We start from the raw sequence: 10515 nt of genomic DNA, 5'->3' as shown, positions 1-10515 counted from the left end.
TCGAACCCAACACGAACCGCTGCTGCCCCGTGGACGCGGTGAACTCATCCGCCACCTCCCGCGCGATCGCCGCACCGGCCTGCGACAGCTCGAACACCCGCTCGGCAATGTCGTACTCCGCCAACGCGGCGAAGTTCGCACCGAAGGTGTTGGTCTCCACACAGTCCACACCCACCGCGAAATACTCCTCGTGCACCGAACGCACGATGTCCGGCCGGGTGAGGTTGAGGATCTCGTTGCAGCCCTCCAACTGCTCGAAGTCCTCCATGGACGGATCCTGCGCCTGCAACATCGTGCCCATCGCACCGTCGGCAACCACGACCCGGGAAGCAAGCGCTTCACGGAACGCGGAGACGCGGGACGGGGTGTGCGGGGAGGTCACGAGGCCGACTCCAGCCTCGGTGCGAACTCCGCGGCCGGCGCCGGGCCGTAGGCCCCGGCGATCCGCTCCAGCAGTTCGGACGGCAGCAGCTTGTACTCCTGGGTGCCGATCGACTCCAGGGCGAACGTGGCCATCGCACAGCCGAGTTGGGCGGCGCGTCGGGGTGGGCAGTGCCACGCCGCACCCGCCAGGAAGCCGGCACGGAACGCATCACCGGCTCCCGTGGGATCGGCGATGTGCCCGGCGGGCACGGCCGGTATGCGGAGCGGCTCCTCGCCGGCGCGCGCGAGGCTCACGCCACCGGCGCCGAGCGTGGTGACCCAGGTGCCGACGCGTGCGAGGACGTCGGCGGTCCGCCAGCCGGTGCGTTCCTGGAGCAGGGCCGCCTCGTACTCGTTGGTGAACAGCACCCGCGCGCCGTCGACCAGGCGGCGGGATGGTGCGCGGGTGAGACGTGCGAGCTGTTGGGAGGGGTCGGCGGTGAACGCGATGCCCTCGGCCTTCGCGGCCGCGGTGTGCCGGAGCATCGCCTCGGGGTCGTCCGCGCCGATGAGGACGAGGTCGAGCCCCCCGATGCGGCGGGCGAGGGCGGCGAGGTCGATGCTGCGGGCCTCCGCCATGGCTCCGGCGTAGAAGGTGGCGAGCTGGTTCTGGTCGGTGTCGGTGGTGCACACGAAGCGGGCGGTGTGCAGGGTCTCGCTGATGCGCACCGCGCTGGTGTCGACCCCGTCGGCCGTCAGCCGTGCCGCGTAGTCGGCGAAGTCGGCACCGGCCGCGCCGACGAGCACCGGCCGCAGGCCCAGTCGGCCGAGGCCGCAGGCGATGTTGGCCGCCACCCCGCCCCGGCGGACCTCCAAGTGGTCGGCGAGGAAGGACAACGAGACGCGGTCCAGTTGGTCGGCGATGAGCTGTTCGACGAAGCGGCCGGGAAAGGTCATCAGATGGTCGGTGGCGATCGATCCGGCGACGGCGATCTGCACGAGTTCTTCTCCTTGCCTGCGGGGTGGGGCGGCACCCGGGCGGCACCGCGCCGGTTCCGTGGTGACTGCGGGCGGGGTCGGGGCCGGTCAGGCGGTCGTCCGGGCCGCCGCGCGCAGGTCGTCGACGCGGTCGGTGCGCTCCCAGGTGAAGTTCTCCGACTCGCGCCCGAAGTGGCCGTAGGCGGCGGTGTCGGCGTAGATCGGGCGGAGGAGGTCCAGGTCCCGGATGATCGCCGCCGGACGCAGGTCGAAGACTTCGGCGACGGCCCGCTCGATCGTGTCGGTGTCGACGGTGGCGGTGCCGAAGGTCTCGACGAACAGGCCGACGGGCTCCGCCTTGCCGATGGCGTAGGCGACCTGCACCTCGCACCGCCGGGCCAGGCCCGCGGCCACCACGTTCTTGGCGACCCACCGCATGGCGTAGGCGGCGGAGCGGTCGACCTTGGAGGGGTCCTTGCCGGAGAACGCGCCGCCGCCGTGGCGGGCCATGCCACCGTACGTGTCGATGATGATCTTCCGGCCGGTGAGTCCCGCGTCGCCCATGGGCCCGCCGATCTCGAACCGTCCGGTCGGGTTGACCAGGAGCCGGTAGTCCTCGGTGTCCAGCTTGATGCCGTCCTCGACCAACGCGTTCAGGACGTGCTCGACGACGTACTGGCGGATGTCCGGCGTGAGCAGCGCGTCGAGGTCGATGCCGGACGCGTGCTGCGAGGAGACGACCACGGTGTCCAGGCGGACCGCACGGTCCCCGTCGTACTCGATGGTGACCTGCGTCTTCCCGTCGGGCCGCAGGTAGGGGAGGGTGCCGTCCTTCCGGACCTCGGACAGTCGGCGGGAGAGCCGGTGCGCGAGGCTGATGGGCAGCGGCATCAACTCGGGGGTCTCGTCGCAGGCGTACCCGAACATCAGGCCCTGGTCGCCGGCGCCCTGCCGGTCGAGTTCGTCCTCGTCGCCTTCGACGCGCTGCTCGTAGGCGGTGTCCACCCCCTGGGCGATGTCGGGGGACTGGGCGCCTATGGAGATCGACACGCCGCAGGAGGAGCCGTCGAAGCCCTTGGCGGAGGAGTCGTAGCCGATCTCCAGGATCTTGTTGCGGACGAGTTGGGCGATGGGTGCGTAGGACGTGGTGGTGACCTCGCCGGCCACGTGGACCAGTCCGGTGGTGATCAGCGTTTCCACGGCGACGCGGGAGCCGGGGTCCTCGCGCAGCAGGGCGTCGAGGATGGTGTCGCTGATCTGGTCGGCGATCTTGTCGGGGTGGCCCTCGGTCACGGATTCCGAAGTGAACAGCGTGGAGGTCATGGGGTCTCCTGGGAAAGGATGCGGGCGGTGCGGGAACGAACGGGTGGGTGTCGGGCCGTATGTGACGGACAGTCATGAATGGGTCGTGGTGAGCCGGGGCGTGCGGACGTGGCGAGTTGGTCCTCAGGCCGCGGTGCGTTTGCGCAGCCGCAGTGCTCGCCAGGTGGCGTCCGCGGTCCAACCGCCGTCCACCGGCAGGGCGGTGCCGTTGACGTAGGCGCTCAGCGCGGGGTCGGCGAGGTAGGCGACGGCCTCGGCGATGTCGGTGGGCGTGGCGAAGCGGGCGAGCGGCACGCGGTCGACGATGTCCTGCGGGGTGTAGGCGCCGGAGGCGAGGTCGGCCTCGTCCATCTCGGTCTTGACGAAGCCGGGGCAGACGGCGTTGACGCGGACGCCACGACCGCCCCACTCCACCGCCAGGGTGCGGGTGAGGCCCAACACCCCGTGTTTGCTGGCGTTGTAGGCCACGCGGTCGGGAATGCCGCCGAGCCCGGCGATGGACGCGATGTTCACGATCGTGCCGGGCTCGTCGGAGCCGAGCATGACCGTGCCGAAGGCCCGACTGAGCAGGAACGGTCCGGTGAGGTTGACGTCCAGCACGCGGCGCCACTGGGCGGCGGGGGTGGATTCGGCGGGCGCGATCAGACCGATGCCGGCGTTGTTGACCAGGACGTCGACGCGGCCGAAGTGGTGGAGGACCTCGTCCGTGGCGGCCGCCACGGCGGCCTCGTCGGAGACGTCGGCGACGACTCCGACGGCCTTGGCGCCCGCGGCCTGGAAGGGGCCGAGGCCGTCGAGCGTCTCCTTGGGGTGCGCCAGGTCGATGAGGGCGAGCGAGTAGCCCCGGGCGGCGAGGACTTCGGCGACCCGGCGGCCGATTCCCTGCCGGGCGCCGGTGACGACGGCGACCCTGGCGTTGGCGTTCCTACCGTTTGTCATGGGCTCCAGCGTCGCCGCGGCGCTCGTGCGGCACATCCGGCGAAGGTGACAGCGCGCACTGCGCTTTGGGGACACCGACGGTGGGCGCACCGGAGCGCGACGGCGACGCCGAGGGGCAACAGGCGGCGTCCGGAAGGGGACATGATCGCCCGTCAGACGCTCTATCCAAGCTACATAAAGAGCGCTATCTTTTGTTCTGTGAGCGCCTGAAGGGAGGCGTCTGATCGGCGGGCCGCCTGTGTCGCGAGTGCTGACGGGCGGGGGAAACGCTGGGCGACCAGGGCTGGATCCCGTGGGCGCAGGACAAAGGGCCCAGCACGCCGAAGGATTTCCTTTCTTGCACCGCAACGGATTCCGCCGTGCCCCAGTGCGTGCATCGCGCGCATTCGGTGCGTTCATTCCCGACCATCCCGGACCGCGGACGATGTTTGAGGAAGTGCTGTGTGATGACACGCGACGCAATGACACTGCCGGGGCTTCCCGGGATGTGGGACCGTCCACCGATAGCGGAGGACGCCGGGCCGCCGGGCCGGCGCGCACCCTCCACGGGCGAACGGGCGCCGTCCGCCGACGCCGACCGGCCGGCCGACGCCGGCGCTCCGCTGGCCCCGTCGGACCGGCAGGGGCTGAGCCGCGAGCTCCACGACTGCGTCGCCCACGCCATCGTCGTCGGCCTCAACTCCATCGAACTCAGCGAGTTCTACGCGGCCGACGGCCGTCCGGAGCGCGCCAGGGACAAGCGGACCGACGCCGTGCGCCTCCTCCACCAGGCACTGCACACCGTCAAGGAACTGGCCGCCCGTCTGCGGACGCCCGGGACGGACCACCGGCCCGCCGCACACCCACCGGCCCCGGTGCCCGGGTGCGCCGCGGACGTCAGCGAGGTCTACCTGATCCTGCGCGAGGCGTTGGGCAACGCCCTCGCGCACGCCGGCGCCGACGACATCACCATCTCCCTGCGCACCCGCAACGGCATGCTGCTCGCCGACGTCGTCGACGACGGCGACGGCCTGGAGAGCGGTGGACGGGAGCGTTCGCCGGGGCTCGGGCTGGCGTCCATGAAGGAGCGCGCCGCCCTGTTGGGGGGCTCACTCCGCACGAGCCCGGGGCCCCGAGGGGGCACCCGCATCGCCGTCACGGTGCCGCTGGTGGCCCGGTGACCGCGGGGGCCGGCGTCGCCGCCCGGGTCGTCATCGCCGACGACCACACGCTCTTCCGCGAGGGCATCGTCGAGATCTGCGACAACGAGCACGACCTGGACGTCGTCGGCCAGGCCGGACACGGTGAGCTGGCCGTCGCGCTGGTCCGCCGGACCGGCCCGGACGTCGTCCTGCTGGACGTGGAGATGCCGGGACCGGGTGCCGAGGAGACCCTCACGCAGATGCTCGGCGTCCCGGAGCCGCCCCGCGTCGCCATCCTGACGATGCACGACGACGCCCGCATGGTGAGCCGGCTGCTGGCGATCGGTGCCCAGGCGTACATCTCCAAGAGCTCCACGCGCGAGGAGTTGCTCGCCGCGATCCGGGCCGTGCGCAACGACTCCGACCGGGTGGTGCTCTCCGTCGCCAAGGAAACCGTGAGCCGACTGGAGAGACCCGCCCAAGGTCCGCTCTCCGCACGCGAGTTGGAGGTCCTCGGACTCGTGGCTCGGGGGCTGAGCAACGCCCAGGTCGCCGGCGAGCTCTACATCTCCGAAGGCACCGTCAAGCGCCATCTGACCAACATCTACCTCAAGCTCGAAGTCCGCTCCCGCATGAGCGCCATCAACAAGGCGATGGCCATGCGCCTGCTCCCGGCCGCCACGGAGACCGGCGCCCCAGGGCGTTGACCCGAGCGCAGGAAGGCCGCCCCGCACGCCGGGGCGGCCTTCCTCCAGCGCGACGGCGGGGACGGGCGGGGACCGGGATCACCCGGCCTTCGAGCCACCCGTGCCGTCGCCCGGCCCACCGACGGCCGCGCGGGACGCCGCGACCCGGGGCAGCCACCCGGGCCGCCGCTCCTCGTGCGCGTCGATCCCGGCACCGCGGCGCAGCGTGATGTCAATGTCGTCCAGCCCGCTCATCAACTGCCAACGGCTGTGCTCGCCGATCTCGAACGGGATGCGCAGGTCGCCGGTGAACAGGGCGCGTTCCGCGAGGTCCACGGTGACCTCGGTGGTCGGGTCGGCTTCGATCAGCGCCCACAGCCGCTCCACCTCCTCCTTCGGAACCCGCGGCGTCACCAGCTGGTTCTTGGCCGCGTTGGCGCGGAAGATGTCGCCGAAGGACGGGGCGACCACCGCGCGGAACCCGAAGTCGCGCAGCGCCCACACCGCGTGCTCGCGCGAGGACCCGATGCCGAAGTCCGGGCCCGCCACCAAGATGCTCGCCCCGGCGTGGGCCGGTCGGTTCAGGACGAAGTCGGCCTCCTGCCGCCAGCGGTGGAACAGCGTGTCCTCGTAGCCCGTACGCCCGAGGCGCTTGCAGAACTCGGCCGGGATGATCTGGTCGGTGTCCACGTCACGACGGCGCAGCGGAGCCGCCGTGCCCGCATGCCGCACCACGGGTACCGGACTCACGCCGCCACCTCCGCGACCAGCCGCCGGGCCACCGAGCGCAGCGCCCTGGCCAGGCTCTCCTCCTCCGTCGCCGCGACGCCGACCCCCCAACGGGTGGTGGTGCCCACCGACGCCTCGGCGTAGGCCACGTGCCGCGCCTCCCCGGCCCGCGGTCCCTGCACCCGCGTCTCGCCCAACGAGCCCTCCAGGGCGTGCCGGGCCAGCAGGACGTCCAGGACCGCCCGCGGCGACGACCGGTCCTCCAACGGGCCGGGCAGCGGCGCGCCGTCCGCCTCGTGCAGGTAGTCCTCCGCGAACCACACCAGGAGCTGGTCCGCCGTCACCTCGCCGCCCGCCTCGGCCTTGGTCTGCACGATCGAGGCGAACTCGATCTGTAGCCGGCGCGGCAGTTCGAAGGCGTGCGCCGTGCGCATCAGGTGGGACACCCCGCCCTTGCCCGACTGCCCGTTGATCCGGATCAACGCCTGGTAGTCCCGGCCCACGTCGCGCGGGTCGATCGGCAGGTACGGCACGTCCCACGCCGCGGACCCGCTCTCCTCCAGGGCCCGCAGCCCCTTGGCGATCGCGTCCTGGTGGGAACCCGCGAAGGAGGTGTAGGCGAAGTCGCCGACCCACGGGTGACGCGGCGAGACCGGCATGCGGTTGCACTGCTCGACCAGCCGGCGCGCCTCGTCCAAGTCCCCGAGGTCAAGGTTCGGGTCGATGCCCTGCGAGTACAGGTTCATCGCCAGCGTGATCAGGCAGACGTTGCCGGCCCGCTCGCCGTTGCCGAACAGGGTCCCCTCGACCCGGTCCGCGCCGGCCAGGAGCGCCAGTTCGGTCGCGGCGACCGCCGAGCCGCGGTCGTTGTGCGTGTGCAGGGTCAGCGAGATCGCCTCGCGGTGGGCCAGGTTGCGGTGCATCCACTCGATGCGGTCGGCGAACTCGTGCGGGGGGTACGCCTCGACGGACGCCGGCAGCACGACGCGGACCTGGTCCGCGGGTTCGGGACGCCACAGCTCCAGGACCGCGTTGTGCACCTCCAACGCGAACTCCGGCTCGGTCTGCGTGAAGGACTCCGTGCCGTACTGCAGGTAGATCTCGGTGCCCGGCAGCGAGTCGCGCAGCTTCAGCGCCCGCTCCGCACCCCGCAGGGCCAATGCCTTGACCTCCGCCCGGCTCATCCGGAACACCGCACGCCGCTGCGTCACCGACGTCGGGTTGAAGATCTGCACGATGGCGCGCGGCGCGCCCTCGATCGCCTTGACGGTGTCCTCGATCATCCCGTCGCGGATGGGCGACATGACCTGGATCGTCACGTCGTCGGGGATGGCGTCCCGCTCGATCACGTCGCGGGTGAATTCCAGGTCGGCGCGACTGGCCATCGGGAAGCCCAGCTCGATCTCCTTGAAGCCGAGCCGCACCAGGAGGTCGTACATCACCCGCTTGCGCTCGATGTCCATCGGCTCCAGCAGCGCCTGGTTGCCGTCCCGCAGGTCGACGCTGCACCACGTCGGTGCGCGTTCGGGCACGCGGTCCGGCCAGGTCCGGTCCGTCAGCCTGAACGGCTCGTACCGACGGTACTTGTGCACGGGCATGGCGCCGGGGCGCTGCGCCCGGTCCGCCGCGCCGGGCGGTTCGGGGGTCGGTGTCCGGTCCGATGCATTCTTTCCGGGAGAGTAAGTCACGCCCAGAGTGTCCTCCCGCCACCTCGGAATTCGCGCCCGACGATGGATGAATTTCCGCTGCCACCGGAGCGGAACCGACATGTGACTTTCGTCGTACCCGAGCTGCGTCCATGTGCCCGGAATGAATTTCCGCGCCAATTCGCCTTCAAATACGGGAATGCCGAGCGCTACCGTTCACGGCCATGGGTCTTACCTTGGCCGAGAAGATATGGCAGGAACACACGGTCCACCAGGACGAGAACCTGCCCGACCTGATCTACATCGATCTGCACCTCATGCACGAGATGACCAGCCCGCAGGCCTTCGACGGGCTACGGGCCGCGGGCCGCCGGGTGCGCCGCCCCGACCTGACCGTCGCCACCGCCGACCACAACGTCCCGACCGACCTCACCGACGGCCGCCGCACCATCTCCGACCCGGTGTCCCGCGCCCAGGTGCAGGCCCTGCGCGAGAACTGCGCGGAGTTCGGCGTCGCACTCTACGACCTGGACGACGAGCAGCAGGGCATCGTCCACGTCATCGGCCCCCAACTGGGTCTCACCCAGCCGGGCATGACGATCGTCTGCGGCGACAGCCACACCAGCACGCACGGCGCGTTCGGCGCCCTCGCCTTCGGCATCGGCACCAGCGAGGTCGAACACGTCCTCGCCACCCAGACGTTGGCCGTGCCGCCGTTCCGCTCCATGGCCGTCAACGTCGACGGCAGGTTGCCGGCGGGCGTCACCGCCAAGGACCTCATCCTCGCCGTCATCGCCCGCATCGGCACCGGCGGCGGCCAGGGGTACGTCATCGAATACCGCGGCGAGGCCGTGCGCGGCCTGTCGATGGAAGCCCGGATGACCGTGTGCAACATGTCCATCGAAGCCGGCGCCCGAGCCGGCCTGATCGCACCCGACGACACCACCCTGGCCTACCTCAAGGGCCGCCCGCACGCGCCCACCGGTGCCGCCTGGGACGCCGCCGCGGCCCACTGGAGCGCCCTCGCGACCGATGCGGACGCGGTCTTCGACAAGGAGGTCACCCTCGACGCCTCCGAGCTGAGCCCCTACGTCACCTGGGGCACCAACCCCGGCCAGGGCGCTCCCCTCAACGGCACCGTGCCCGACCCGGACTCCTTCACCGACCCGGGCGCACGCGAGGCGGCGCGCACGGCCCAGTCGTACATGGGCCTTGCCCCGGGCACGCCGCTGCGCAGCATCACCGTCGACACCGTCTTCGTCGGCTCCTGCACCAACGGTCGCCTGGAGGACCTGCGGGCCGCCGCCGAGGTCCTGCGCGGCCGCCGCGTCGCCCCCGGCGTGCGGGCCCTCGTCGTCCCCGGATCCACCCGCGTGCGCCTGGACGCCGAGGCCGAGGGGCTGGACGAGGTCTTCCGTGCCGCCGGTGCGGAATGGCGCTCGGCCGGCTGCTCGATGTGCATCGGCGTCAACCCCGACCGCCTCCGGCCGGCCCAGCGCAGCGCCTCCACCTCCAACCGCAACTTCGAAGGCCGCCAGGGCGACCGCGCCCGCACCCACCTGGTCTCCCCGCCGGTCGCCGCGGCCGCCGCCGTCCTGGGACGCCTCGCCTCCCCGGAGGAACTGTGACCACTTCCCCCGCACCAGCGGCACCCGCCGCACGGCCGCGGATCGTCGCCCTCCCCGGCGACGGCATCGGCCCCGAGGTCGTCGCCTCCGCCCTCCAAGTGCTGCACGCGGTGGGCGACTTCGCGGTGGTGGAGCACCCCGTGGGAGCCGCCGCCATCGACCGGACGGGGCAGCCGCTGCCGCCGGACACCCTGGCCGCCTGCGCCGCTGCCGACGCCGTGCTGCTCGGCGCCGTCGGCACCGGACACCAGCCCGCCGACCCCGAAGCGCCCCGACCCGAACAGGGCGTTCTCGAACTGCGTGCGGCGCTCGGGCTGTACGCCAACCTCCGCCCGGTGCGGGCCCTTCCGGCCCTCGCCGCCGCGAGTCCGCTCAAGCCGGAACGCACCAAGGGCGTCGACCTGATCGTCGTGCGCGAACTCACCGGCGGCCTGTACTTCGGCCGGCGCGCCCGCACCGCCGACGACGCCTACGACACCTGCACCTACACCGTCACCGAGATCGAGCGGGTGACCCGGGTCGCCTGCGAACTCGCCTCCCGCACCGGCCGCCGCGCCCGAGTGACCTCCGTCGACAAGGCGAACGTCCTGGACACCTCCCGGTTGTGGCGCGAGACGGTCACCCGGGTCGTGGCACGCGAATACCCGCACGTGGCGCTCGACCACCTGCTCGTCGACACCGCCGCGATGCGCCTGGTCACCGACCCCGCGTCCTTCGACGTCGTCCTCACCGAGAACATGTTCGGCGACATCCTCAGCGACGAGACGGCGGCCATCACCGGGTCCCTCGGGCTGCTGCCCAGCGCCTCCCTGCCCGGCGCCCCCGACCCGGACGGCGGGATCCGCGGCGGGCTCTTCGAACCCGTGCACGGCTCCGCCCCCGACATCGCGGGCCGCGGCCAGGCCAGCCCCCTCGGCACCGTCCTCTCCGTCGCCCTGATGCTCCGTCACGGACTGGGGCGGCCGGCAGCCGCCGACGCGGTCGAGGCCGCCGTCGAACGCGCCCTGGACGCCGGACTGCGCACGCCCGACCTCGGCGGCTCCGCCACCACCGACGACACCACGCGCGCCGTGCTCGCGGCCCTGTGAGAGGAGACGAGCGC

General features: G+C 72.0%; 10 protein-coding genes. 4 read left to right on the top strand and 6 right to left on the bottom strand.

The features are described from left to right. From ABD385_RS34530 to ABD385_RS34515, 4 genes are all read right to left on the bottom strand, one after another. The coding region (locus ABD385_RS34530; RefSeq protein ID WP_344583391.1) for a homocysteine S-methyltransferase family protein at positions 1 to 382 on the bottom strand (382 nt) is incomplete at its 3' end. Beyond that, the gene (locus ABD385_RS34525; protein ID WP_344583389.1) at positions 379 to 1362 is read right to left on the bottom strand and encodes a carbohydrate kinase family protein; all 984 of its coding nucleotides are present in this window, start codon (positions 1360 to 1362) and stop codon (positions 379 to 381) included. The genes ABD385_RS34530 and ABD385_RS34525, both read right to left, overlap by 4 nt. A gap of 87 nt (positions 1363 to 1449) precedes the next feature. After that, positions 1450 to 2664, bottom strand: coding sequence for a methionine adenosyltransferase (gene metK / locus ABD385_RS34520; protein ID WP_344583387.1), 1215 nt, complete (start codon positions 2662 to 2664; stop codon positions 1450 to 1452). 123 nt (positions 2665 to 2787) lie between these two features. Next, positions 2788 to 3603, bottom strand: coding sequence for an SDR family NAD(P)-dependent oxidoreductase (locus ABD385_RS34515; RefSeq protein ID WP_344583385.1), 816 nt, complete (start codon positions 3601 to 3603; stop codon positions 2788 to 2790). Between the two features lie 446 nt (positions 3604 to 4049). Here ABD385_RS34515 and ABD385_RS34510 point away from each other — a divergent pair, with 446 nt between their 5' ends. Beyond that, positions 4050 to 4763 (top strand): sensor histidine kinase, encoded by a 714-nt coding sequence (locus tag ABD385_RS34510; protein ID WP_344583384.1) that lies wholly within the window; start codon positions 4050 to 4052, stop codon positions 4761 to 4763. Continuing rightward, entirely contained in the window at positions 4760 to 5431 is a 672-nt protein-coding gene (locus tag ABD385_RS34505) for a response regulator (RefSeq protein WP_344583383.1), read from the top strand. Before ABD385_RS34510 ends, ABD385_RS34505 begins: the two co-directional genes overlap by 4 nt. A 78-nt stretch (positions 5432 to 5509) precedes the next feature. Here the strand turns inward: ABD385_RS34505 and leuD are convergent, their stop codons facing one another. Together leuD and ABD385_RS34495 are read right to left on the bottom strand one after the other, a co-directional pair. Next, entirely contained in the window at positions 5510 to 6160 is a 651-nt protein-coding gene (leuD, locus tag ABD385_RS34500) for a 3-isopropylmalate dehydratase small subunit (protein ID WP_344583381.1), read from the bottom strand. Next, the gene (locus ABD385_RS34495) at positions 6157 to 7827 is read right to left on the bottom strand and encodes a 2-isopropylmalate synthase (protein WP_344583380.1); all 1671 of its coding nucleotides are present in this window, start codon (positions 7825 to 7827) and stop codon (positions 6157 to 6159) included. The genes leuD and ABD385_RS34495 overlap by 4 nt, the downstream gene beginning before the upstream one ends. A gap of 182 nt (positions 7828 to 8009) precedes the next feature. On the opposite strand from ABD385_RS34495, the gene leuC reads away from it, so the two are divergent. Beyond that, positions 8010 to 9413 (top strand): 3-isopropylmalate dehydratase large subunit, encoded by a 1404-nt coding sequence (leuC, locus tag ABD385_RS34490; protein ID WP_344583378.1) that lies wholly within the window; start codon positions 8010 to 8012, stop codon positions 9411 to 9413. After that, positions 9410 to 10501, top strand: coding sequence for a 3-isopropylmalate dehydrogenase (gene leuB, locus ABD385_RS34485; protein WP_344583376.1), 1092 nt, complete (start codon positions 9410 to 9412; stop codon positions 10499 to 10501). Before leuC ends, leuB begins: the two co-directional genes overlap by 4 nt. The last annotated feature ends 14 nt before the right edge of the window (positions 10502 to 10515 follow it).

The organism is Streptomyces lunalinharesii, assembly GCF_039532155.1.
In the GTDB taxonomy this organism is placed as follows: Bacteria; Actinomycetota; Actinomycetes; order Streptomycetales; family Streptomycetaceae; genus Streptomyces; species Streptomyces lunalinharesii.
This window is presented reverse-complemented; position numbering and strand designations above follow the sequence as displayed.

Bases quoted from the DNA above. Each gene is read 5' to 3' on its own strand.
- metK (WP_344583387.1), bottom strand. From the start codon at position 2,664: ATGACCTCCACGCTGTTCACTTCGGAATCCGTGACCGAGGGCCACCCC.
- ABD385_RS34515 (WP_344583385.1), bottom strand. From the start codon at position 3,603: ATGACAAACGGTAGGAACGCCAACGCCAGGGTCGCCGTCGTCACCGGC.
- ABD385_RS34510 (WP_344583384.1), top strand. From the start codon at position 4,050: ATGACACGCGACGCAATGACACTGCCGGGGCTTCCCGGGATGTGGGAC.
- leuC (WP_344583378.1), top strand. From the start codon at position 8,010: ATGGGTCTTACCTTGGCCGAGAAGATATGGCAGGAACACACGGTCCAC.